This window comes from Alteribacter natronophilus (assembly GCF_006007885.1).
GTDB classification, from domain to species: domain Bacteria; phylum Bacillota; class Bacilli; order Bacillales; family Salisediminibacteriaceae; genus Alteribacter; species Alteribacter natronophilus.
This window is the reverse complement of record NZ_VCRO01000007.1, coordinates 193,945-216,376: the sequence shown is the minus strand read 5'-3', so window position 1 is coordinate 216,376 and position 22,432 is coordinate 193,945. Positions and strand designations below refer to the sequence as shown.

Annotated in this window: 23 protein-coding genes and 11 tRNA genes; 5 read left to right on the top strand and 29 right to left on the bottom strand. The window is 50.5% G+C overall.

What is annotated here, in order from left to right; all coding sequences use genetic code 11:
* Positions 1-157: 157 nt before the first annotated feature.
* From FGB90_RS18750 to FGB90_RS18695, 12 genes are all read right to left on the bottom strand, one after another.
* A tRNA-Ile gene (locus FGB90_RS18750) sits at positions 158-234 on the bottom strand.
* 68 nt (positions 235-302) lie between these two features.
* Positions 303-376, bottom strand: a tRNA-Gly gene (locus FGB90_RS18745).
* 17 nt (positions 377-393) lie between these two features.
* Positions 394-470: transfer RNA gene (locus tag FGB90_RS18740), tRNA-Pro, on the bottom strand.
* 16 nt (positions 471-486) lie between these two features.
* Positions 487-563, bottom strand: a tRNA-Arg gene (locus tag FGB90_RS18735).
* A 71-nt stretch (positions 564-634) separates the two neighbouring features.
* A tRNA-Leu gene (locus FGB90_RS18730) sits at positions 635-721 on the bottom strand.
* A 28-nt stretch (positions 722-749) separates the two neighbouring features.
* Positions 750-834: transfer RNA gene (locus FGB90_RS18725), tRNA-Leu, on the bottom strand.
* Positions 835-841: 7 nt separating this feature from the next.
* Positions 842-917: transfer RNA gene (locus tag FGB90_RS18720), tRNA-Asp, on the bottom strand.
* A gap of 9 nt (positions 918-926) precedes the next feature.
* Positions 927-1,002, bottom strand: a tRNA-Val gene (locus FGB90_RS18715).
* Positions 1,003-1,050: 48 nt separating this feature from the next.
* Positions 1,051-1,125 (bottom strand) — tRNA-Glu (locus FGB90_RS18710).
* A 20-nt stretch (positions 1,126-1,145) separates the two neighbouring features.
* Positions 1,146-1,236: transfer RNA gene (locus FGB90_RS18705), tRNA-Ser, on the bottom strand.
* A gap of 3 nt (positions 1,237-1,239) precedes the next feature.
* Positions 1,240-1,314 (bottom strand) — tRNA-Asn (locus FGB90_RS18700).
* Between the two features lie 145 nt (positions 1,315-1,459).
* Positions 1,460-1,936, bottom strand: coding sequence for a SprT family protein (locus tag FGB90_RS18695; RefSeq protein WP_138812392.1), 477 nt, complete (start codon positions 1,934-1,936; stop codon positions 1,460-1,462).
* Positions 1,937-2,078: 142 nt separating this feature from the next.
* On the opposite strand from FGB90_RS18695, the gene cmpA reads away from it, so the two are divergent.
* The gene (cmpA, locus tag FGB90_RS18690; RefSeq protein WP_138812373.1) at positions 2,079-2,192 is read left to right on the top strand and encodes a cortex morphogenetic protein CmpA; all 114 of its coding nucleotides are present in this window, start codon (positions 2,079-2,081) and stop codon (positions 2,190-2,192) included.
* Between the two features lie 111 nt (positions 2,193-2,303).
* Here the strand turns inward: cmpA and FGB90_RS18685 are convergent, their stop codons facing one another.
* The 15 genes from FGB90_RS18685 to acpS form a co-directional block, all read right to left on the bottom strand.
* Positions 2,304-4,484, bottom strand: a complete 2,181-nt coding sequence (locus tag FGB90_RS18685) for a Tex family protein (RefSeq protein WP_138812372.1) — start codon at positions 4,482-4,484, stop codon at positions 2,304-2,306.
* 330 nt (positions 4,485-4,814) lie between these two features.
* Entirely contained in the window at positions 4,815-5,426 is a 612-nt protein-coding gene (locus tag FGB90_RS18680; RefSeq protein ID WP_138812371.1) for a PP2C family serine/threonine-protein phosphatase, read from the bottom strand.
* Complete coding sequence (sigB, locus tag FGB90_RS18675) at positions 5,427-6,215, bottom strand: RNA polymerase sigma factor SigB (RefSeq protein WP_138812370.1); 789 nt, start codon at positions 6,213-6,215, stop codon at positions 5,427-5,429.
* A complete protein-coding gene (gene rsbW / locus FGB90_RS18670) occupies positions 6,178-6,672 on the bottom strand; it encodes an anti-sigma B factor RsbW (protein WP_138812369.1) in 495 nt (164 codons plus the stop codon). Before rsbW ends, sigB begins: the two co-directional genes overlap by 38 nt.
* 5 nt (positions 6,673-6,677) lie before the next feature.
* Entirely contained in the window at positions 6,678-7,007 is a 330-nt protein-coding gene (locus FGB90_RS18665) for an STAS domain-containing protein (RefSeq protein WP_138812368.1), read from the bottom strand.
* Between the two features lie 63 nt (positions 7,008-7,070).
* Positions 7,071-8,084, bottom strand: a complete 1,014-nt coding sequence (locus tag FGB90_RS18660) for a PP2C family protein-serine/threonine phosphatase (RefSeq protein ID WP_138812367.1) — start codon at positions 8,082-8,084, stop codon at positions 7,071-7,073.
* Between the two features lie 14 nt (positions 8,085-8,098).
* Positions 8,099-8,500: an anti-sigma regulatory factor gene (locus FGB90_RS18655; RefSeq protein WP_138812366.1), complete on the bottom strand. Its 402-nt coding sequence runs from the start codon at positions 8,498-8,500 to the stop codon at positions 8,099-8,101.
* 3 nt (positions 8,501-8,503) lie between these two features.
* Complete coding sequence (locus FGB90_RS18650; RefSeq protein ID WP_110521599.1) at positions 8,504-8,860, bottom strand: STAS domain-containing protein; 357 nt, start codon at positions 8,858-8,860, stop codon at positions 8,504-8,506.
* Positions 8,861-8,876: 16 nt separating this feature from the next.
* Positions 8,877-9,698 carry an RsbT co-antagonist protein RsbRA gene (gene rsbRA, locus FGB90_RS18645; RefSeq protein ID WP_138812365.1) on the bottom strand — a complete coding sequence of 274 codons (822 nt, stop codon included), beginning with the start codon at positions 9,696-9,698 and terminating at the stop codon, positions 8,877-8,879.
* 361 nt (positions 9,699-10,059) lie between these two features.
* A complete protein-coding gene (locus tag FGB90_RS18640; RefSeq protein WP_138812364.1) occupies positions 10,060-10,410 on the bottom strand; it encodes a type II toxin-antitoxin system PemK/MazF family toxin in 351 nt (116 codons plus the stop codon).
* Positions 10,411-10,413: 3 nt separating this feature from the next.
* The gene (locus FGB90_RS18635) at positions 10,414-10,692 is read right to left on the bottom strand and encodes a CopG family ribbon-helix-helix protein (RefSeq protein WP_138812363.1); all 279 of its coding nucleotides are present in this window, start codon (positions 10,690-10,692) and stop codon (positions 10,414-10,416) included.
* Positions 10,693-10,986: 294 nt separating this feature from the next.
* Positions 10,987-12,174, bottom strand: a complete 1,188-nt coding sequence (gene alr, locus FGB90_RS18630) for an alanine racemase (RefSeq protein ID WP_246056264.1) — start codon at positions 12,172-12,174, stop codon at positions 10,987-10,989.
* Between the two features lie 207 nt (positions 12,175-12,381).
* Positions 12,382-13,587: a LolA family protein gene (locus FGB90_RS19860; RefSeq protein WP_210237262.1), complete on the bottom strand. Its 1,206-nt coding sequence runs from the start codon at positions 13,585-13,587 to the stop codon at positions 12,382-12,384.
* A 157-nt stretch (positions 13,588-13,744) separates the two neighbouring features.
* A complete protein-coding gene (locus tag FGB90_RS18620; protein ID WP_171051913.1) occupies positions 13,745-15,280 on the bottom strand; it encodes an NAD(P)H-hydrate dehydratase in 1,536 nt (511 codons plus the stop codon).
* Positions 15,281-15,368: 88 nt separating this feature from the next.
* A complete protein-coding gene (gene acpS / locus FGB90_RS18615) occupies positions 15,369-15,737 on the bottom strand; it encodes a holo-ACP synthase (protein ID WP_138812361.1) in 369 nt (122 codons plus the stop codon).
* A 146-nt stretch (positions 15,738-15,883) separates the two neighbouring features.
* Here acpS and FGB90_RS18610 point away from each other — a divergent pair, with 146 nt between their 5' ends.
* The gene (locus FGB90_RS18610) at positions 15,884-16,651 is read left to right on the top strand and encodes a rhomboid family intramembrane serine protease (protein ID WP_138812360.1); all 768 of its coding nucleotides are present in this window, start codon (positions 15,884-15,886) and stop codon (positions 16,649-16,651) included.
* A gap of 164 nt (positions 16,652-16,815) precedes the next feature.
* Here the strand turns inward: FGB90_RS18610 and FGB90_RS18605 are convergent, their stop codons facing one another.
* The gene (locus FGB90_RS18605) at positions 16,816-17,115 is read right to left on the bottom strand and encodes a hypothetical protein (RefSeq protein WP_138812359.1); all 300 of its coding nucleotides are present in this window, start codon (positions 17,113-17,115) and stop codon (positions 16,816-16,818) included.
* A gap of 45 nt (positions 17,116-17,160) precedes the next feature.
* Positions 17,161-18,219, bottom strand: coding sequence for an ABC transporter ATP-binding protein (locus tag FGB90_RS18600; protein ID WP_138812358.1), 1,059 nt, complete (start codon positions 18,217-18,219; stop codon positions 17,161-17,163).
* 389 nt (positions 18,220-18,608) lie between these two features.
* Here FGB90_RS18600 and FGB90_RS18595 point away from each other — a divergent pair, with 389 nt between their 5' ends.
* The 3 genes from FGB90_RS18595 (at position 18,609) to arcA (ending at position 22,397) form a co-directional block, all read left to right on the top strand.
* Complete coding sequence (locus FGB90_RS18595; RefSeq protein WP_138812357.1) at positions 18,609-19,940, top strand: cytochrome ubiquinol oxidase subunit I; 1,332 nt, start codon at positions 18,609-18,611, stop codon at positions 19,938-19,940.
* A gap of 14 nt (positions 19,941-19,954) precedes the next feature.
* The gene (locus FGB90_RS18590) at positions 19,955-20,986 is read left to right on the top strand and encodes a cytochrome d ubiquinol oxidase subunit II (RefSeq protein ID WP_138812356.1); all 1,032 of its coding nucleotides are present in this window, start codon (positions 19,955-19,957) and stop codon (positions 20,984-20,986) included.
* Between the two features lie 172 nt (positions 20,987-21,158).
* The gene (gene arcA / locus FGB90_RS18585; RefSeq protein ID WP_138812355.1) at positions 21,159-22,397 is read left to right on the top strand and encodes an arginine deiminase; all 1,239 of its coding nucleotides are present in this window, start codon (positions 21,159-21,161) and stop codon (positions 22,395-22,397) included.
* Positions 22,398-22,432: the final 35 nt, after the last annotated feature.

Below are 22,432 nucleotides of genomic sequence, written 5' to 3'. Positions count from 1 at the left end.
TAGGCACGCCGCCAGCGTTCGTCCTGAGCCAGGATCAAACTCTCCGTAGAAAGTTCGATGTCTCTGACATCAAAATGAAAATTTATTGACGGGATATTTAAAATATCCCATGTTTCGCTTGGCTTCTGTTTAGTTTTCAAAGGTCAATAGATTTAAATGGTGGGCCTGAGTGGACTCGAACCACCGACCTCACGCTTATCAGGCGTGCGCTCTAACCAGCTGAGCTACAGGCCCTCAAGCAACGTTTTCTATCGTAGCATCTACGATTACGTTTTGCAAGAGGAAATTTTAAAAAGTTTTTATGGAGCGGGTGATGGGAATCGAACCCACGACATCAGCTTGGAAGGCTGAGGTTTTACCACTAAACTACACCCGCATATTTAGATTATCAGATGGTCGGGAAGACAGGATTTGAACCTGCGACCCCTTGGTCCCAAACCAAGTGCTCTGCCAAGCTGAGCTACTTCCCGTTCTATGTTCATAAAATGGCGCGCCCGAGAGGAGTCGAACCCCTAACCTTCTGATCCGTAGTCAGACGCTCTATCCAATTGAGCTACGGGCGCCTATATTTATAGGCGTTTATACTTTTCTATGATATTTTCTCTGTTTGAGAGCAAAAAAATAAAAGTATGTATGGTGCGGTTGAGAGGAGTCGAACCTCCACGGGGTTATCCCCCACTAGGCCCTCAACCTAGCGCGTCTGCCATTCCGCCACAACCGCGTGACATAACTTTTAAATAAAATATATATGGTGCGGGTGAAGGGACTTGAACCCCCACGTCCGAAGACACTAGATCCTAAGTCTAGCGCGTCTGCCAATTCCGCCACACCCGCATATATATGGCGGTCCCGACCGGGATCGAACCGGCGATCTCCTGCGTGACAGGCAGGCATGTTAACCGCTACACCACGGGACCTTTATGAGATGGTGGAGGATGACGGGCTCGAACCGCCGACCCCCTGCTTGTAAGGCAGATGCTCTCCCAACTGAGCTAATCCTCCATCTTTGTATGCACATTCTCAATGAACAGTAGATTTCAAAATTCAATATGGTGACCCGTACGGGATTCGAACCCGTGTTACCGCCGTGAAAGGGCGGTGTCTTAACCACTTGACCAACGGGCCACTTCTCTATAATGGATATATGGCGGAGAAGGAGGGATTTGAACCCTCGCGCCGCTTGCGCGACCTACACCCTTAGCAGGGGCGCCTCTTCAGCCACTTGAGTACTTCTCCGTATGGCTCCACAGGTAGGACTCGAACCTACGACCGATCGGTTAACAGCCGATTGCTCTACCACTGAGCTACTGTGGAATAATGTTTATTATCGGAAGCGACTTTTTATATTCTAAACAACCCGACGGAAAAAGTCAATAACTTTTTTAAAAAGTTTTTTGTTCCGCTTTGCGTGCCGCGCTGTTCTGTCAGCGACTTTTATAATGTAACACAGCCTGTATACTCAGTCAATGTTTTCTCTGAAAAATGTTTTTGTCTTTTTTAACCTGCCTTTGCAGCGGCCGCAGACGAAGCGTTTCACATTAATCTGTCTTTTACGGACGTACTCGGCACGGCATCCAGCACACACATATATATGTCTTTTACCGGACTGCCTTCTGGCACCGGGGATCATTTTGCAGTAGCGGGAACCGCCGACTTCCTCCAGCAGCTTTTTAAAATCCCGGTCCTGATGCCGATATCCTTTCCCCTCAAGATGGAGGTGATAGTGGCACAGTTCGTGCTTAATGATCTTTATAAATTCCTCTTTGCCGAAAAGCTCCAGCTGGGCAGGATTCATTTCAATGTTATGCGACCCGAGCATATACCTTCCGCCAGTGGTTCTGAGACGAGGGTTAAAGAGGGCACGGTGCCGGAAGTCCTTTTTAAAGGATGATCGGGAAATACCCTCTACCAGCTGCTGCAGTTCCTTTTCCTCCATCACTCTTCTGCCTCCTCATATCCCGTAAATCTTATCCTTTATTACAATAACACAGACAATCTGTCACGCATATATGTAGTAGTACTACTCATACCGGACGCCCGTTTCCCGTGCATGATCAGAAGGGAAGGAGGATCCCCCTATGCCCGGATGGCTGAAAAAACAGCTCAAGGAAGCCTATCTTAATAAAGACAGGCGAAGAATCAAGGTGCTCAATCAATGCTGGTTTTATTATAAGAGCAATAACATCACCTGACCCTCCTCCCGTATGACCACAGGACAAACACAGGGCACCGCCGTCGACTCCCGGTGCGCCCTTGCACAAAAAAACGGAAGGCGCATGGCCTTCCGTCTCTGCTCTCTGTGATCAGGTAGTCTGTTTTTCCGGCTGAAGCATCGTCAGGGCGATTCTCCCTTTGTTCAGGTCCACATCATTTACCCACACTGTAACAATGTCACCTACGGAGACAACCTCCATCGGATGCTTAACAAACCGGTTTGTGAGTTTCGAAATATGGACAAGACCGTCCTGCTTCACGCCTATATCCACAAAGGCACCAAAATCCACTACATTCCGGACCGTACCTTTAAGTTCCATACCCCGTTCCAGATCTTCCATGGAAAGGACGTCGGACTTAAGGATGGGGGCCGGAACGTCATCACGGGGGTCACGGCCGGGACGCACGAGGGCATCGAGGATATCCTTTAGTGTCGGTACACCGATCTCCATCTCCCGGGCCAGCTCACTCGGATTAATCCCTTCGAGCTTTTCCCGGGCCTGTTTTGTTCCGAGGTCATCCGGCTTAAGGCCGAATCTGGACATGATCTGTTTGGTCACCGGATAACTCTCCGGGTGGATGCCCGTGCCGTCAAGAGGCTGCTTTCCACCGGGGATCCGCATAAACCCAATCGCCTGCTCATACGTTTTCGCCCCAAGACGAGGGACTTTTTTCAGCTGGGCCCGGCTTTCGAATTTCCCCTCTTCCTCCCGCTTCTTCACAATATTGCCCGCAACTGCCTTTGAAAGGCCGGATACATACTGCAGAAGTGAAGCGGATGCGGTGTTTACATTCACACCAACCTGGTTTACCACCGTTTCCACGACAAAAGTAAGGGAATCGTTCAGCTGGGACTGGCTTACATCGTGCTGATACTGCCCCACCCCTACGGATTTAGGGTCAATTTTCACCAGCTCGGCAAGGGGGTCCTGAAGTCTGCGCCCGATGGAAACGGCACTCCGTTCCTCGACCTGAAGATCAGGAAACTCCTCTTTGGCAAGTTTTGAGGCTGAGTATACACTTGCCCCCGCTTCATTGACGATCACGTAAAAAACCTGTTTATCGATCTCCTTAATCGTATCGGCGATAAACTGTTCCGTTTCCCGGGAGGCTGTGCCGTTTCCGATAGCGATCACATCCACACCGTGACGGTCAACAAGCTTTTTCACGACACTCCGGCTTTTATCCACTTCACTTTTCGGCGGAGTCGGGTAAATAACCGTAATGTCGAGCACTTTTCCGGTGTCGTCAACAACCGCCAGTTTGCATCCCGTGCGGTAGGCAGGATCGACAGCGAGTACTTTCCGCTCCTTTAAAGGCGGCTGCAGCAGGAGGTTCCTCAGGTTTTCGGAAAAAATATGAATCGCCTGCTTTTCCGCTTTTTCTGTCGCTTCTTTGCGAATCTCCCGTTCCACCGCCGGCTCGATCAGCCGCTTGTACCCGTCTTCTGCAGCAAGCCGGATCTGCTCTTCCGTCACAGTCCGGGCAGTCAGGTACTGCTTTTCAATAAAGCGGATAACTTTATCCTTCGGCGGACGAATGCCCACTCTCAGGATTTTCTCTTTTTCTCCCCGGTTCATGGCCAGCACCCGGTGAGGCACGATCTTACGGACTTCTTCCTCATATGTATAGTACATTTCATAGATGCCTTTTTCGTCCGCTTCCTCGTCTTTCACTTTTGACTCAAACCAGCCTTCCCGATGCGTCATGGCCCGGGCCTGTTTGCGGATTTCCGGGTCATCGGAAATGACTTCGCTTATGATATCACGGGCTCCCTGGAGTGCTTGTTCTGCATCAGCCACTCCCTTATCCTCATCTGCAAAACCGGCAGCTTTTTCATAAGGGTCGCCTGATTCAGGCAGGGAAAGAAGCCACTCTGCAAGGGGGTCAAGCCCCTTTTCCTTCGCAACCGTCGCTTTCGTGCGTCGCTTCTGTTTATAGGGACGGTAAAGGTCTTCCACTTCCTGGAGCTTAGCTGCTTTCTCGATCTGCTTCTGCAGCTCCGGTGTCAGCTTGTCCTGCTCGCCGATCAGTCTGATAACTTCCTCTTTCCGGTCAGCGAGACTGTTCGCATATTCCCATTCCTTAAGGATCGAACGAATCTGATCCTCGTCCATTCCTCCGGTAAGTTCTTTTCTGTATCGCGCGATAAACGGAACTGTGTTTCCTTCCTCCGAAAGGTCAATTACGTTTTTTACGCGTTCTTTTCGCAGCTCAACCGAGGCCGTCACCTGGGTAAGCAGCGTTTCAAGGTCGTTCGTCCACTCCATCCGTAAACCTCCTCTGTTTCTGTAACGCTAACCTCAAGTCAGGTTAGGCAGAAGCTCAACTCCATGCCGTACGCTCTTTTCCAGCTTCACCTGCGGGGATTTTTCCCCGACGGCACTGCCTCCATTTTATCCAAGTCCCGGATGAAATACCACCTGCGAAAGAGGCAGTTTTACAGCAGGATCTGCATTCGGCCGTAGTAACACTGCAGCGTGGCCCAACTCTCTCATTTGAATCCGGACGTGCGCCCCGCCGATACCTTCGGGCATATCAGTTTAAGCAAAGGGAGCTTGGGAAACTCCCGGAAAACACAAATCGGGAAGGCAGCTCCTTCAACTTTCCGGAGCCACCTTCCCGATTAAAATTGTTGTATCGTCAGACTGATCGGAAATTCGGTCGATCACCTGCTGCATTGCCTTTTCCGTTGACGGCATGGCCGTCATATAAGCGTGGAATAAAGGATCGAAATGAAGTCCGTCTGAATACAGAATAAATGTTGTTCCTTCTTCGTACGGAATTCGCTGGGATTTGAACTTATGCTTCCGCCCCGACATGTATCCTCTCGATGGAATCGGCCGCACGAGCTTTCCGGACGGCGGATAAAAAATACAGCCGATGTTCCCCACATTGCTGTATACAATTTCCCTCGTGGATAAATCCAGTTTGATGATGGTCAGCACTGCTCCCCTTGTGTGCCAGAGAACGTTATTGCACCTGGCCATCAGATCTTCCACACTTTCCTCCCTGTGTTCCTCAATGCATTTTATGACGGCTGAAGAAGCTTCCATGGCTTCTTCTCCACTTCCAAGACCGTCTGCAATTGCACAAATAACAAAATCCTCATCACCGGCGATGTAATAGGCATCCCCTGAACACCAATTGCCCTTTTTGGCTGTATGATACGAGGTAACTTCCATATCCTGTAATTGGTGGTGTTTAATCATCTATAAACACTCCGAAGGTTCAGTTCTGATGGATTCTCTCAGTTTCTGCAGCGCTCTCCTTTGCAGGCGGGATACGTGCATTTGAGAGATTCCGAGTTTTTCACCCGTTTCCTTCTGGCTGAGGTTATCAAAATACGTCAGATAGAGAATCTGCTTTTCCCGCTCCGTCAGAACGTGAAAGGCTTTCTCGAGCAGCATCTGCTGGTCTGTTTTCTCATATCCTTCTTCTGTGGAGCCGACAAGATCAAGGAGCGTTACCGCACTTCCCTCATCATCAGCTTCGATGGAGCGGTCCACGGACAAAGCCTGATAGCTTTTTCCCATCTCCATTGTTTCCAGCACTTCCTCTTCGGAAACGCCTATATGACCGGCAATCTCCTCAACGCGGGGAGACCGCTGAAGCTCAATTGTAAGTTCCTCGACAGCTGCTTTAATCTTGGGACCAAGTTCCTTAATTCTTCTCGGAACGTGCACACTCCACGTTTTATCCCGGATGAAGCGTTTGATTTCACCTACAATTGTAGGAACAGCAAAGGATTCAAAACTTCTGGCAAAAGAAGGATCGAATCTCTTTAAGGCCGCAATCAGTCCGATCATCCCAACCTGTGTGAGATCTTCGTCGTGACGCTGTCCCTTCGAAAACTTCCGCGCGAGTGAGTGGACCAGGCCCTCGTACTCCAGGACGAGTTTGGTCTGGATTTCCTCATCACCTGTCTGCTGAAATTTTTCGATCCATTCGTAGATGTATTCTTTATTGCTGCGTTGCCGATGTTGAGATTCCGTTGCCATTGGGCTCCACCTCATCTCTGTGAAGGGACTTAGTCATCACAATAACGACCCCTGAATCGCCACTGATCTCAACTTTATCCATCAGTGTTTCAATTAGAAAGAGGCCAAGACCCCCTTCCTTGAGCTCCTCGACCGGCTGATCCCCGCTTACCGGGCCGAGATTCTTTTTTAGCTGGTTAACGTCAAAGCTCTTGCCCTGATCCGCCACCATGATTTCCATTCGGTCATCATACACGCCACAGCCCACAGTCATGACTGCCTGATCATCTTCTGTATTTTTATAAGCATGGTTCACCACGTTGGTGCATGCTTCTGCTACTGCAATTTTAATATCCTCAATATCGTCGTAGGAATAACCGAGCCTGTTTGCAACGCCGGACACAGTCAGCCGTACGACACCGACATACTCAGGTTTTGCAGGAAGCTTAATCTCAATAAAATCCGCTTGGGTACTCATATAGCTTACGCCTCCTCTCTTTCATTAACTTCGATGTCGATCACTTCATCGAGGCCAGTGATGGTAAACAGGCGTCTGACCCGGCTGTTTACGCCGGTAATTTTAAGATGGCTCCCGCTCTGGTCAGCCGATTTCAGGGCTCCAATAAACACACCAAGGCCTGTACTGTCTATATAATGCACACCGGAAAGGTCCACAATAATGTTTTTATTCTGTTCTTCTGTCAGAGGGAGTAATTCCTCTTTCAGTTTCGGTACTGTATAAACGTCAATTTCCCCGCTAAGGGACACAAGGTTTTCGTTCGTGTTCTCTTTAATATCAATTTGAAGATTCATAACTTCCCCTCCTGAGAAACTAATATAGGTACATTATTGTTAGTTACCCGTTCAGGCAAACAGTTAAACGTCCCTTTTTAAAATCAATAGTGTAAAATCATCGCGCAGCTGAAAATCCTGCATTTTCTCCAGTTCACGGTAGACCCGGTTCACGATGTCCTGCGCCGGGAGATGCTGATATTTTCGGATCATCTCCGTAATCTGCTCTCTTTCAATAAAGTCTTCTTCCGTCCGGCACTCCGTTACACCATCGGAAAGCAGCACGAAAAAGTCACCCGGCTGTACATCTTTTACGTACTCTTCGTAGGTGACTTTCTGGGAAAGACCGAGCACGAGGCCTTTGGTGGTCAGTTCCTCGAACGTATCTTTTGAGGCGGAATAGTAAAAGCCCGGTTCATGCCCGGCACCCGCATAGTAAAAACGGTGATCTCTCGGATCGTACGAGCCGTAGACCATTGTAATAAACATGTTGCTGTCGATGTTCCGTTCCACAACCCGATTGAGGCTTTCCAGGAGCGCTGCAGGCTGCAGACGCTGTTCCGGAATACTCTCCATCGCATATTTGATCATGGACATGCACATGGCTGCCGGGACACCTTTCCCGATCACGTCTGCGACAGCCACACCGATGCATCCATGCTCATCCTGAATGTAATGGTAATAATCGCCGCTCATTTTCCCTGCCGGCACACTGATGACCCCGAAGTCAATGCCCTTTGCATCAATATGCTCATCAGGAAGAAGTGTCTGCTGCATTTCCGCCGCAACATTCAGCTCCGATTCCAGCTGTTGCTGACGGTCCCTCAGGCTCTGGTGCTCCCGGTAGGCAAGGCCGTATCCGATCATAACTTCAAGAAGAAGGTCAAAAGAATCGACCACTTCTTCGGGAAGGTCGGGAACCATTTCCTGAAATACAGACATATGGAGGCTGACCATCTCCTCGGGAGACATGTCTTTTTCCATCATCTCTTTACTGAATTGCTGTGCGGCGTAGAGTGCATGTTCACTTTTGCTCTGCAGATAGTTGTCCAGCATATCTTTATAGAGCTGGTACATAGATAGTTTCGTTTTTTCCAAGGCAGGTCACCTCCTTAACGGAGCCACTTCACCGTAGTAATCGTCGTTCCCTCGTCCGGTTCCGAATCGATCTTGAACTCGTCCATTAGACGTTTGACGCCGGGCAGTCCTGCTCCAAGTCCTCCTGAAGTCGTATAGCCGTCTTCCATTACGCGCCTTACGTCTTTAATGCCGGGTCCTTCATCGGTTGCAATAATTTTTATTCCCCGCTTACCGGATGAGGTGGCTTCTTCAATGTGAATTTGTCCTTTATTTGCATATAGGTAGATATTACGGGCAAGTTCGGATATCGCTGTCGTCACTCTCGCCTGGTCTACAGATCCAAACCCGATTTCTCGGGCCAGTTTTCGACCTGCCTGCCGAGCAGCCACAATCCCCCACTCACTGTGTATATCCACATGGGTTTGGACTTGCATTCATCACCCCTCCAATTCTTGCTGGAGCCTGTCTAACCCCTGCTCAAGATCCAAGGCTGTCGGCACCTCTTCCAGCACAATTCCCATATCTATCAATGTAATTGCCACAGCGGGCTGTATACCAGTCAGTACAACTCGTGCGCCCATGAGATTGGACATGTCCACTACGTCACCGAGGACTTTGGCGATGAATGAATCAATCATATCCACCGATGTCAGGTCTATGACGACACCGCGCGAGCCTTCCTGATGTATTTTATTGAGTACATCCTCCTGAAATTGAAGGGCTGTCTGATCATCAAGATCCACCTGGACGGAAATGAGCAGATAGTCATGAAGTTTCAGTATCGGTATTCTCATATTTTACAGTTCCTCCTTATTCCTCGATCTCTACAATCTGATGTGATGTCATTTCAAGGGCAGATTCGATTCCTTTTTTCAGGCTGCTTTTCGTCGGAAATTTCCCGAGATCGATACCGAGGTTGACAATTGTCTGGGCGATCTCCGGACGAATGCCCACAAGAATGCATTTTGCCCCTACAAGTCTTACTGCCTCGGATGCCTGAATGATGTGGTGCGCGACCATCGTATCCACGACAGGAACACCGGTAATATCAATAAGAACGACCTGCGACCGGTGCTCGATTACGCCGGTAAGGAGGTTTTCCATAATCTGCTTTGCCCTTTCTGTATCGATCGTGCCGATCAGCGGCATCACACTAATATTATCGAAAACAGGGATCAGTGGGGCAGAAAGCTCTTTCAGTGCCATTTTCTGAAGAAAAACGGTATTTTCCCAGGAACCGGAGTAATGGCCGACCAGGATATTTACAACTTCATCGACCCAGTCTTCCACTTCCTGATAGAATTCGATGTCCCGGGTCTGGTCATCGTTTCGAATCAGGCTTTCAACGGCTACCTTCCGGAATTCCTGCATACCTCTGATGATATAGTTAAGGGGCCAGCCAAGCTGGATGAGCCGATCTGTGTAGTTGCTGATCGTCTCTTTTACGTCTTCACCTTCCTGCCCCACTGTGTTAAAGAGCATGTCCACAAATTCGCGATTTGTGTTTTGATATACCGTATCAGAAATACTCTGAAGATAGTCATCTTCACGGAATTTTTCCACTTCCTTCATCCACTCATCCGTGATGGTGGATTTATGGACGTGAATAAGCTCTCGGATCTGCTGATTCATTTACACTTTCCCCCATTTTATGCAACTTAGTTAATATCATTATTTCACTGATCACCTGTGATTGCAATGATTGTCTGCTCCCGCTCCAAGGTCAGTTTCGTTGTACCTATCCCCTGATAAGGGAAAAAAGCCCGTTCTCTTCCTTACGGGAGACCTAACCTTTTCCTGAAAAAGGAAGGGGGGTCCATTGGGGAGTCGGTCAACCGGATCCCCCGGTTCAGCTGCCTCCCCGGTGACCGGTCATTCAGTGTCAGCAGGAAATCTTAATGCAATCTCCGGAGAGAAGCAGAATCCAAAATAAAAAACTGCCCTCCACCAGGAAAGCAGCTTCTCCGTTACGACTTACGCAGCCTGGCGCGGTTTAAAAATCAATTAAACCTAGGCTGATCATCAGGGCATCATTCACTTTTGTCATCATATCATCATCCAGATGCGTGATCTTGTCTGTAAGTCTCTGTTTATCAATCGTTCGAATCTGTTCCAGTAAAATTACGGAATCCCTGTCAAAACCGTAGCGCTTCGCATTAATCTCCACATGAGTCGGAAGCTTGGCTTTTTGAATCTGAGCGGTGATTGCAGCGACAATCACGGTAGGACTGAAACGGTTGCCGATATCATTCTGAATGATTAAAACCGGGCGAACGCCTCCTTGCTCGGAACCAACGACGGGTGATAGGTCCGCAAAATAAACGTCACCGCGTTTGACTATCAACCGTTACACCCCACTAACTAAGCGATCCAGAGTGTGCTCTGCCTCCTCCTCAATAAGAAAGGCTTCCGTCGCAATGTTTAGATTAATTTTCGCCATTTCCATATAGCCCTGCTGCATCGTTTCTCTGATCTTACTTTTCTTTCGTTCCCGCAGGTACATCTTCGTTGCCTGATGAATGACTTCACTTCGATTGGCATCTTCCTTCTCGAGCAGTCCGTCCAGTTCATTCACCAGATGCTGTGGTAAACTCACCATAATTCTTTTTGTGTTCTCTTCGGACACAAAAAACACCTCCAACGCAGCTACACCCTGATTTTATTCCTTTTTAATCATATCACTGGTTTACGGCCTTTGCAAAGTCTCATTCGTACTTTTTACCGACATTTTGTCACAGTTCAGGTATTCCTGCACGAAACAGGGGACAAGCCTCAGTGGACTGCCCTTTTTAATACGCACTGTAAACCATATTCTCCGTTTATGCTGAATATCCTTCTTTTATTTTGTGAAATTTGTTGAAGTTTAGTCAGAATCCGGCAGAATTTCCGGACAGAAAATGAAATAATGTGTTCGCCTGTGCTAAAACACCTCGTTATGAAGATGAATGAGATGGCCGTCCCGGTAAATGGCCCGGGGTACACGATAGCTGATCATGCACGGGATTTCATAATTGATCGTATCAAGCCGCCTTGCCACTTCATCTGCAGAAATGACTTCCTTTCCCTGCTGTCCGATCAGCGTCACTCTCGTCCCCCGCGCCACTTCTTCCGGAAGCCTGATCATCATCTGATCCATACAGATCCGCCCGACAATCGGTGCGCGCTCTCCGTTTATAAGCACTTCCCCGCCACTGGCGTTAGCCCGGATCCAGCCGTCCGCGTAACCGATGGGGATCGTACCAATCCATTCGCCTTCATCTGAAGCACGGTAGGTGGCACCATAACTGACTGCCTCCCCCCTGTTGAGCTGCTTCACGTGGGTAATCCGGCTGTGGAGGGAAAAAGCCTGTTCCAGAGGAACCGTGATTTCCCCTGCAATCTCTTCGGAGGGAACGAGACCGTACATGGAAATCCCCACCCGGACCAGCGTATGGGCATACTCTCTGTACCGGAGGGCCGTCGCACTGTTGGCACTGTGAACAACCGGATTTCCAAGTCCCGTACGCTTTTTAAATGCGGTTAGGAAATGCTCAAACTTCCGGTGCTGTTCCCGTACGTAGGCGTCATCAATTTCGTCTGCTGTGGCAAAGTGGGTGTAGATTCCCTCCAGCTGAAAAAGAGAGCTGTATTTTTCCACTGCGGAGGCAAGAGCCTCCCATTCCCCGTCTGTACGGAGGCCGATCCGTCCCATCCCTGTATCCACTTTTACGTGACACTTCACAGGTCCGGTTCTCTCTGAAATCTGTACCGCAGCTTCTTCTATCCATTCGTGCTGGAATACTGTCAGCGTCACATTGTATTTCGCTGCAAGTGACGCATCTTCCGGCCGTACATAGCCAAGGACCAGAATAGGCGCCTCCACCCCTGCGTGACGGAGGGCCAGTGCTTCGTCCAAAATGGCGACCCCGAGGCAGGCGGCACCGGCACTGAGCGCCGTTTTTGCCACATCCACCGCTCCATGGCCGTAGGCGTTCGCTTTGACTACTGCCATAAATCCGGCACCTTCTGGAAGCCCCTGTTTAATACGTGTGACATTCTGTTCGATGGCATTTAGATTCACTTCCGCCCATGTATCGCGGTAAAAAGCATGATTCTTCCTGGTCCTCAACTTGACTGCCTCCTCCATCTGCATACCGTTCCTGGCTGACTGTAATCCATTATCTGACCGTTTCTTTTCTGTGTCAATACTGGGATTGAGGGCAGCCACCTCCTTGGTACAGTCAGGTCCGGGTGTGAAGTTGTCAGTGCCTCCTTCGATTTTACCGGCTGCCAAACCTGAAAAAGCCCCGGAACCTCAGCCCCGGGACTCACTATTTTATTTCTCCTCTGTTCCGTACACACTTCTTGCCACACTCATCATCTCTTCATCGCTCAGGTGCTTGGAAGCGAGGAAGAAGTCGGTTCCCTGATAGGACCAGGAAACGGTAGTTGTGTCACCTTCTCTTGAGATGGCCCCCACCGTAAAACCGAGCTCAACCGGAGAGCCGTCAGAGATGTGAACCGGGGTGGAAGCCGTCACAGCCCGGCTCTGCTGCTGCACCAGGGTAAACGGCTGGTCTCCCTCGTAGGAGAGAATCACGCGCTTGCCGTTGTCTGTTTCCAGCTCTCGGGATTCAGCAAAAGCTGTTCCCTGAGGAGCGTACATCGGGAAGAAGACAGTGAAAGAGTCGTCGCCCGCTTCCGGTGCTTCTTCTTCGGTTACTCCTCCGGCCGCTTCCTCTCCGGACACGTCGTCAGCATCCTCGGAAACATCCGCTCCGTCCACTTCCTCTGTTCCTTCTGTCTGGCCGTCAGTTTCTGCGTCGGCGTCAGCTTCGTCTTCTTCACCCAGAAGACCTTCTACGATGTCCTCAGCGTCACCGCCCATAACCGGCACATCTCCAGTAAGCTGTGCTGCCGTCATGTTGCGGTCCATGTCAAAGTCACCTTCCTCGAAAGCCGTGTTCAGCTCAAAATCACTGAAATTCACTTCCACGAGCGTTTCGAGATCCACATCCATAATTCTCACCGAAGACGGCGTGAGTGACTTTTTATCGAGCATAATCTCCTGCTGGTTCAGGTTTTTGTTCGTATAGTTGGTGTTTGTCTGAAACACGTAATGGTCATCTGTCGCTGTAAATGTGCGCTCAGGGTCCATTAGAATATCATTTACAAGTGATTCATACAGGTACACCTGACTGTTGTTTTCCGGCCAGTCGCTCTGGAATCGGAAACTCTTGTTCAGAGCAGGGGTGAGAACAAACACACCTTCATCGTTTCTCAGAATGATCTGGCTCTGGTCGCTTTCCGCATTGCTCAGGGCCACACGGTAAAATGCAGGCTGCTGATACCACACTTCAACCTCGTACGTCTGCGGCTCTTTTCCTGTCTGCAGTGTCATGGACGCATTCGCTTTGTATCCGGTCAGACCATCGAGACTTTTGTCGAGCGCTTCAATAACGTCTTCCTGACTCTTTTCCCCGCAGGCAGACAGCACCATTGCGAATGCAGCCAGCATAAGAAGTGAAACGATCTTTTTCATGTACTCAGCTCCTCTGTGTCATTTCGACGACAAAGGAGGGATTCGAGTTAAGGGTAACAGGCGGGCACGTGCCGGCTCTCTATTCTATGTTACAGTCTGCTGCTTTCCGCTCATTTCGCTCCCATTCCGCGGCGGTTCGGGAGCAGTCAGCTGAGCTCTAATACAACTGCTTTTTAAGAGAAGCCAGCGCAAATGGAAACTGTTCGATGACGTCGGATGCCGTCACCGATGCTTCGTGCCGCTCCAGGATCAGCTGATCGGCTGCCAGTCCGTGCACGTAAACGGCGTTTAAAACGCCCTCAATTGGATCGTTACTCTGCAGGGCTGCTGCCAGTATCATACCGGTCAGCGTATCGCCGCTTCCCCCTTTCGCAAGGGCGGGATTGCCTGTGGGGTTAACCCACTGCCGGCCGTCAGGATCGCTCACAATCGTGTACGCTCCCTTCAGCACAACCGTCATCCCGTATTCGGTCGCAAATTCCCTTGAAAGAGTGAACCGGTTTTTCTCCACCTCTTCAATCGTTTTTCCCGTCAGCATCGCCATCTCTCCCGGGTGGGGAGTAATAATGACAGAGGCCTTCCGCTTTTGACGCCAGTCGCCAAGCTCCCTGGCGAGATGGTAAAGGCCGTCTGCATCAATGACCACAAGTCCGCCAAATCCGTCAAAAAGACGGGACAGACTGTAAGGGTGTCTTCTTCCCATTCCCGGTCCGAGGGCGATTCCGTCGTAAGGGCTCAGGTCAAGGCCTGCCAGCGATCCGGAGGTGATCTCTCCTTCGTCTGATCTTAAAGGCAGACAGGTTGCTTCGGCTGCAGTCCCAGTCACAATGTGAAGAATGTCTTCAGGCAGGGCCGCCGTTAAGAGGCCGGTACCTGTTCTGAGCGCTGCTCGTGTAGTGAGACTGACTGCACCCGGCATCTGTTCTGACCCGCCGATGATCAGGCCTTTTCCGTAAGTTCCCTTATGGCCGTCCGCTTTTCTTTCCGGCACCGACGTGCGCACCTCTTCCCTCATGCGCATCCGGCAGTCTGCACCGCATGCCCTGAAGGCTTTGTCCGGAATCCCGATGTCTGCCACTGTCCATTCGCCGTAGTAATCTGCATACGGATAAAGAAAGGCAGTTTCCTTCGGGGCCTGAAGAACAACCGTTCTGTCTGCTTTCACAGCATCATCAAACGATCCGTTTTCCTCTGCAGGCAGCCCGCTCGGAATATCAATGGCGATCACTTCGGCACGGGATCCGTTCACCTCTTTTACGATCCGGTCGTACGGCTCTCTGAGCGGACCCTCCACTCCGGTTCCAAGCATCGCATCGATGATGCAGGTGTACCCTGGAAGAGCTCTGAACAGCTCGTCAGGATCGTCCGAAAAAGAAAGACAGCTGTGGCCCGAACTGGTGTAAATATCCATATGGACGCGTGCGGTACCCTGGATTTTTTCCAGAGGGGGTATGATCCAGACGTCAACAGCCGCACCTCTTTCCTTCAGATGCCTCGTGATGACGAATCCGTCTCCGCCGTTGTTTCCGGCTCCAATGAGGACTGCGGTTCTGCTTTCGGGTTTTACGATTGATTTGATCTGACGGAACGCGGCAGTGCCGGCACTTTCCATCAGGGTGGTTTCGCTGATTCCGATCTGATCCATGGTATAGCGGTCGATTTGGCGCATGCGTTCGCCTGTTACCACGTACATTCTTCGGTCCCTCCCATCCGCACTAACACTATATGAGGCTGTCCTGAACAATATGCAGACTGGCCATGACGAGCTGTGCATGTACTTTTTACTCGGTTTCCCAGATCACCTGGGCTGCAGCGGCAGTCTTTGTATGGGTAATGCTGACGTGAAAAATACCGTTTTTGGGCTTCTCACGGCTTGTAAAAATGACAGACGGTTTTCCCCTTTCGTCGGATAAAATTGCCGCATCCTGAAACGACAGCTCTTTTCCGATTCCACAGCCCAGTGCTTTGGCAAGTGCTTCTTTGGCGGCAAAGCGTCCGGCCAGATATTCCGTCCTGCGTCCCGGGCTCAGGGTTTCAAACCGGTCCAGTTCCCCCGCGGTTAATATCCGCCGGGCAAAAGCCGGCTTTCTGCCGTAGAGCGTCCTGATGCGGTCTGTATCCACAATATCCAGTCCAATTCCTCTGATCATCGCGGTGTTCTCCTTTTTCCTTATTTTGTCCAGTTTATCACGGCTGCCCTCTGTTTCCGAAGCCGACGGCATTCATAGGGACGTCCCGCACGGTCATATGCTACTATAGAAGAAACTCATTTCAACGTTAAAGGAGTCTGCCATGTATGTTTATCCGGCATGAAAGTTTTCAGTCGTTTACACGTCTGTACCCGGTTGTAACCATAATTATCGGTATTCATATCGTTCTTTTTTTATGGATGAATCTGCTCCCGGGTCTCGGGGGTAATCTCATTTATATGTACGGAATCGGATCAAACGCCCACGTCTACCTGGGGGAATACTGGCGTCTGCTGACACCGGTGTTTATGCACGTCGATCCGATGCATATGCTGTTCAACTCGTTTTCCCTCTTTCTGTTTGGTCCCGCACTTGAGCAGATGCTCGGGAGAACCCGATTCATTACCGCCTACCTGCTGACGGGAATTCTCGCCAATGTAGGCACGCTCGTCATGGGGGGCATCGGATTCGCTTTTCATCTCGGGGCCTCCGGCGCGATCTTCGGCCTCTTTGGTATCTATCTTTATATGGTCCTTTACAGAAAGGATCTGATTGATGCCGGGAACCAGCAGGTGGTCATGACTATTCTGATCATCGGTCTGATCATGACGTTTGTGAGTCCACGAAACATTAACATCTGGGCCCATATATTCGGCCTGATTGCCGGCGCCGCTATCGGTCCGGCCATTCTTTACAACGCCAGGCAGTTCAGCATGTTTGCCGCACCGCGGCGAAGGCCGCTGGATGACGGTGAGTTCGGGTTTGACCCCCAGCGCTGGCAGAAAAAAGCGAGGAACAAAAAACGACTGCGCGTCATCGTAATCACCGCTTTAGCTGTGCTGGTGGCAATCGGTCTCGCGTCGCAGTTTTTATAGACACTACTTTTAAACCCCTCCGCACCGGGCAGGCGCGGAGGGGTTTACTGTTTTCATATTATTTGACATAGAAGTGTTTATTTATAATAATTATAATTAAGTAATCGTTACAGTTACGTGCTCGGATCGTGTGCGGGAGGGATAATCGTATTATTTATTCCGATTCATTCTGAGTTATAATACGTTTCGCCGCTTATCGCATCACTTCCCACGATTTTTCCTGAGTTATAATACGATTCGCCGCTTATCGTATCTCTTCCCCCGCTTTTTCCGGAGTTATAATACGATTCGCCGCTTATCGTATCTCTTCCCCCGATTTTTCCTGAGTTATAATACGATTCGCCGCTTATCGCATCACTTCCCCCGCTTTCCCTGGAGTTATAATACGATTCGCCGCTTATCGCATCACTTCTCCCCCTTTTTCCGGAGTTATAATACGATTCCACACCTCCAATAAAAAACACCCGATCTCCCAAAAAGAAGATCAGGTGCTGTGTCTGCAGGGGGTTCTATTCCACCAGCGCCACCAGTTCAGGTGTGATATCGAACGAAACGATGGAGCCTACTTCCACGTCCTGCTCGATCGGGGCATATATAATCATTGGTTCTTTTGAAAGCATATGATCGGAGTGCAGACGTACATACAGCTCCTGGTACTCACCGCCGTAAGTTACCCTCTCCACCTTGCCGCAGTACTGGCCTTCTTTAGCGAGACGGCAGCCTTCGGGACGGATGGACAGCTTCACGTTTTCAAGCCGCTCCTTCCACTGCTCAGGCAGGTCGACTTTCCCGATATGCGTATGAATACTGCGCTGGTCGTTGTCCATAGTCCCGTCCAGAAGGTTCGTCTTTCCGACGAACTGGGCAACGAAGCAGTTTTTCGGGCAGCGGTACATTTCCTTCGGCGCTGCAATCTGCTGTATGACACCTTCGTTCATGACAACAACCCGGTCGGAGACGGCGAACGCATCCTTCTGGTCGTGTGTCACAATGATGGCCGTCGTATTGGCTTTGCGGAGAATGTTCGTTACATCGAACCGCATTTTCTCACGGAGACCGGCATCGAGGTTACTAAACGGCTCATCCATGAGCACCACGTGAGGCTTCGGCGCAAGAGCCCTGGCAAGAGCCACACGCTGCTGCTGGCCGCCTGAAAGCTCGGTGGGATAGCGCGTCGCATATTCCTCCAGGCCAACGAGCTCCAGTACTTCCTTCGCACGCTTTTTCTTCTCGCGCATTCCCCATTTATTCAGTCCGAACATCACATTCTTAATGATACTCATATGAGGAAACAGGGCGTAGTCCTGAAACACCATTCCGATTCCCCGCTTTTCGGGCGGAAGGGAATGACGGTCATTGAACACCTGCTGATCGTCGATGGAAATTTCACCTGTCGACGGCTGTTCAAAACCCGCTATCATCCGGAGCGTGGTTGTTTTACCACAGCCGCTTGGTCCGAGCAGGGTAATGATTTCACCTTTATTAATAGACAGGTCGAGTGAGTCGACTGCCGGTTTAAGCGTTTTGGAGAAAAACTTTGTAACATTTTTTAACTGAATGAAACTCATACATTTAACCCCCAGTTCGTTCAGTTGCAAACACAGTCATGTATACAAGCGTCATCTGCCCGCTCAAAAACAGCCTGTGTTGCCACAAGCCGCATCGGGGGCTTATTTAGAATCGTTATAAGTTAGTTGAGAATGATTTTCATTATATGTCTGAATTATAGCACAGCCCATTTTTTCAGGTCAATGCAGAAATCATCCACTGGAGGAAAAAATGAAAACGCTCTCTGCAGACTCCCTCCGCTTATAGTTTATTTCCACTCTCTCCGTGTCATTCGCTGTTTTTATTCCTCCTCCACTCAGTCATGGAAAAATCATGCATACTTTCCACCGATCTTCGCACGATAAGAAAAGCAATCAGCAGGACTGAACTTACAGAGGAGCGGTGAACGATGGATGAAGTACTGTTAGCACGAATGCTGTTCGGGTCCTCCATGGCATTCCACATTATTTTTGCCACACTCGGTGTGGGAATTACGCTAATGATTTTTATTGCGGAAATCATCCGTGCCATAAAAAAAGACGATCATTACGGTGTCATGGCCAAACGATGGACAAAGGGGTTTGCCATTCTTCTCGGTGTTGCTATTCCGTCCGGCACCATTGTCGGGGTGATGCTCTCCCTCCTCTGGCCGGGCTATATGGAAATCGTGGGCCGGGTTATTGCCCTGCCGTTCCAGATTGAAATCTTCGCATTTTTTCTTGAAGCAGTCTTTATGTCCATTTACGTGTATGCAGCAGACCGGCTTACGAACACGATGCGGATTATCAGCGTCGGTCTCGTTGCGATGGGGGCTACTGCCAGTGCGGTTCTTATTACCGATGCCCACGCGTGGATGAACACACCGGCCGGTTTTGACGTCGTTGATGGGACCATTACCAACGTCAGCCCCTGGGACGCGGTTTTTAATCCGAGTGTCGGAGTGACGGTACTGCACGTAGTGAGCACCGCTTATATGGCCGGTGCATTTGTGATCGGATCTGTTGCTGCTTTTATGCTTCTTAAAAAGAACCGTTCCGAAAACGAGCGTTCCTACCATAAAAAAGGCCTCACCCTGGCGCTTATCGTCGGTGCGGCCATGAGCCTCTACACCTCTGTGAACGGCCACGATACGGCAAAAATGCTGTACGAGTATCTCCCGGTGAAACTCGCTGCCGCGGAAGGCCTCTTTGAAACGCAGGATAATGCGCCCCTGGCCATTTTCGGGATTCCGGATCCGGAGCGCGGAGAAGTAGTCGGGGGAATTGAAATCCCGGGCATGCTCAGCTGGCTCGCCTCCGGATCCACAGACGGGGTTGTCCAGGGGCTCAATGATTTCCCGAGGGAGGAGTGGCCGCCGCTCTTTGTCCATACGCTGTTTAACGTGATGGTGGGTATCGGCTTCACACTGCTCGGCCTGTCCTTTGCAGCGCTGTTCTGGCGCTTTGTCTGGCCACGGAAGGAGTTTCCGAAGTGGGCGTTGGTTCCTCTCGTGGCAGGCGGCCCCCTCGCTATGATCGGAATAGAAACCGGATGGATATTCAGCTGTACGGGCCGGCAGCCTTGGACGATTTACGGTGTTCAGCTCACAGCTGAGGCAGCAACCGAATCAGGAAATCTCGGCTTTCTCTTCTTCCTGTTCGTCACGCTGTACGCCACCCTGCTCGTCCTTACCGCCCTTGTGCTGAAGTTTTACTTTGGGCGCAATCCGGTTGCCAATGATCTGAAGAAAGCTGACGTTTAGGAGGCGCGCCTGACATGACAGAACCGTATATTGCCATCACGATAATCTGGGTGTTTCTCTTCGTTTATGCTATTGCCGGCTCCATCGATTTCGGTGCCGGCTTCTGGGCTATGTACTACACGCGGAAAGATAATACAGAGGCTTCAGTGATTGCCAACCGCTACCTTTCCCCGTCGTGGGAGGTAACCAATGTATTTCTCGTTCTTCTTGTAATAGCGCTGGTAGGCTTTTTTCCGGGCGCTGCGTCTTACCTGGGCACACTCATGATTCTTCCGTTCAGCCTTGTGCTGATCCTGCTCACCATCCGGGGGACGTTTATGATCTACGCCTTCTCGTCGAAAAAATACAGCCGGATGCTGACAATCATTTCAGGAACGACCGGCCTGTTCATCCCTGCCCTCCTGGTGGCGACACTGCCGATTGCCATCGGCGGTTTTGTCAGTATGGGGGAAGGGACACGGGATTATCTGCTTTTTGACCGGATCTTTACGAGCCCGACTCTCTATACACACGTCGGATTCGGCCTGAGCACCGAGCTGTTTCTTTCCGCCCTTTTACTGGCAGATTACTCCCGGGAGGCAAAATCCGAGCAGACGTACCTAGTCTACCGGCGCAACGCTCTCTGGCTCGGCCCTGTTACCCTGCTGTTTGCCGTTGCCGCCACCTTCACTCTTCTGCCGGAAGCCGGCTGGATGGTGGATAACATGGCAAGCGTCTGGTACCTGTTCGCTCTTTCCCTGGCGGCGTTTCTGATCGGCTATGGAGCGCTGTTTATGAAATCGGGACGTGAAAATCCCGGGCGGGCCCGGCTTGCCGTCATAATGATTGTGATTCAGTTCGGCCTGGCAAGCTTCGGGTACGGCTTCTCCCACATGCCCTACATTCTTTATCCGGATCTTACAATTCAGGACGCATTCACCGATCCGGCCATGTTCCGCTGGCTGCTTGCAGGCTACGGGGCCGGCCTGGCAATTCTCGTCCCTGCGTTTGTTGTGTTCTGGCGCCTGTTTATGAAAGACAAGCGGTACGTGCAGGCCGAAAAATAAATACAGCATAAGTATCGCTCCGTGCCAGTGTGCTGGCCGGGGCGATTTTTGTGATGGAAAATTCCGGTTAGTCGTGGTTTGCTTTTTAAAATGGCGGGTATTGGAAATAAAGAAATTTTTCTTTACCTGCTACATAAAAGTAGAATCAGAAGAATAAAAGGAGGAAGATCTCTTGTCAGATCAAAGTCCGTTTTGGATCCAGTCAGAAATCGGGCAGCTGGATAGTGTCATAGTAAAGCGCCCGGGATATGAAGTTGAGAATTTAACACCAGATACACTAAAACGTCTCCTGTTTGATGACATCCCCTACCTCCCTGCCATTCAGCGGGAGCACGATGAGTTTACGAAACGCCTTCGTGAACGGGGCACGGAAGTTCTCTATCTTGAAAAACTGCTGGCGGAAACTCTTGAAGACGCGACGATCCGGGAGCAGTTCCTCGACCAGATTATTACAGAGAGCCAGTCGGATCTCCATTGTTCACGTCAGACCCTGAAAGAGTACCTCCGCTCTTTTTCCACTGATGGGCTTGTGGCAAAAGTGATGGGCGGGGTGCGGAAATCCGAGATCAGTCAGGAACGCAAAACAAATCTGTACGAGCTGATGGACGATCATCAGCCGTTTTACCTTGATCCGATGCCTAACCTCTATTTCACCCGCGATCCTTCCTGTGTAATCGGAAACGGCATCTCCATTAACGCAATGTCCGAGCCTGCCCGGAGACGGGAATCGGTGTTTATGGATTATATTGTCCGCTACCATCCTGCATTTGCAGAAAACGAGATTCCGAGATGGTTTGACCGCACGTCCCGTTATGCACTTGAAGGGGGAGATCAGCTCATCCTGAACGAGGAAACGGTGGCAGTTGGCGTCAGTGCACGGACGACCCCTCAGGCGATTGAGGAAATGGCCCGGAACCTGTTTGCCGGGAATCCCTCCTTTACCCGGGTCGTCGCAGTTGAGATTCCGAAATCCAGAGCGTTCATGCACCTGGACACCGTATTTACAATGGTGGACAAAGAGCAGTTCACCATCCACCCTGCCATTCACGGACCCGGCGGGGAAATGCGCATTTATGTGATCCGCCCCGGCATGGAAAAAGGCAGCGTGGAAATCGAGGAGCGGACCCATATCGTGGACACACTAAAGGAAGTACTCAACCTATCCGAAGTTGGGCTCATTCAGTGCGGCGGAGGGGATGAAATCGCAGCTGCACGGGAGCAGTGGAACGACGGCTCGAATACTCTCGCAATTGCACCCGGAGTCGTTGTCACCTATGACCGTAACTACATTTCAAACGAATGCCTCCGGGAGGCGGGTATTGAAGTGATCGAAATCCCGAGCTCTGAGCTGTCCCGGGGACGAGGCGGCCCAAGGTGTATGAGCATGCCGATCCGGCGAAAGGATTTATAGTCTGGAGATCACAAAAAGCGGCCGGCACCTCCAGA

Coding starts and splice junctions, on each gene's coding strand:
- FGB90_RS18665 (WP_138812368.1), bottom strand. CDS start 7,007: ATGAATCTTCAAATTGATATTAAAGAGAACACGAACGAAAACCTTGTG.
- acpS (WP_138812361.1), bottom strand. CDS start 15,737: ATGATCAGAGGAATTGGACTGGATATTGTGGATACAGACCGCATCAGG.
- FGB90_RS18595 (WP_138812357.1), top strand. CDS start 18,609: ATGGATGAAGTACTGTTAGCACGAATGCTGTTCGGGTCCTCCATGGCA.
- FGB90_RS18600 (WP_138812358.1), bottom strand. CDS start 18,219: ATGAGTTTCATTCAGTTAAAAAATGTTACAAAGTTTTTCTCCAAAACG.
- cmpA (WP_138812373.1), top strand. CDS start 2,079: ATGCCCGGATGGCTGAAAAAACAGCTCAAGGAAGCCTATCTTAATAAA.
- sigB (WP_138812370.1), bottom strand. CDS start 6,215: ATGGCAACGGAATCTCAACATCGGCAACGCAGCAATAAAGAATACATC.
- FGB90_RS18680 (WP_138812371.1), bottom strand. CDS start 5,426: ATGATTAAACACCACCAATTACAGGATATGGAAGTTACCTCGTATCAT.
- FGB90_RS18695 (WP_138812392.1), bottom strand. CDS start 1,936: ATGGAGGAAAAGGAACTGCAGCAGCTGGTAGAGGGTATTTCCCGATCA.
- FGB90_RS18655 (WP_138812366.1), bottom strand. CDS start 8,500: ATGCAAGTCCAAACCCATGTGGATATACACAGTGAGTGGGGGATTGTG.
- FGB90_RS18685 (WP_138812372.1), bottom strand. CDS start 4,484: ATGGAGTGGACGAACGACCTTGAAACGCTGCTTACCCAGGTGACGGCC.
- FGB90_RS18590 (WP_138812356.1), top strand. CDS start 19,955: ATGACAGAACCGTATATTGCCATCACGATAATCTGGGTGTTTCTCTTC.
- FGB90_RS19860 (WP_210237262.1), bottom strand. CDS start 13,587: ATGAAAAAGATCGTTTCACTTCTTATGCTGGCTGCATTCGCAATGGTG.
- rsbRA (WP_138812365.1), bottom strand. CDS start 9,698: ATGAATCAGCAGATCCGAGAGCTTATTCACGTCCATAAATCCACCATC.
- FGB90_RS18650 (WP_110521599.1), bottom strand. CDS start 8,860: ATGAGAATACCGATACTGAAACTTCATGACTATCTGCTCATTTCCGTC.
- rsbW (WP_138812369.1), bottom strand. CDS start 6,672: ATGAGTACCCAAGCGGATTTTATTGAGATTAAGCTTCCTGCAAAACCT.
- FGB90_RS18620 (WP_171051913.1), bottom strand. CDS start 15,280: ATGTACGTGGTAACAGGCGAACGCATGCGCCAAATCGACCGCTATACC.
- FGB90_RS18610 (WP_138812360.1), top strand. CDS start 15,884: ATGTTTATCCGGCATGAAAGTTTTCAGTCGTTTACACGTCTGTACCCG.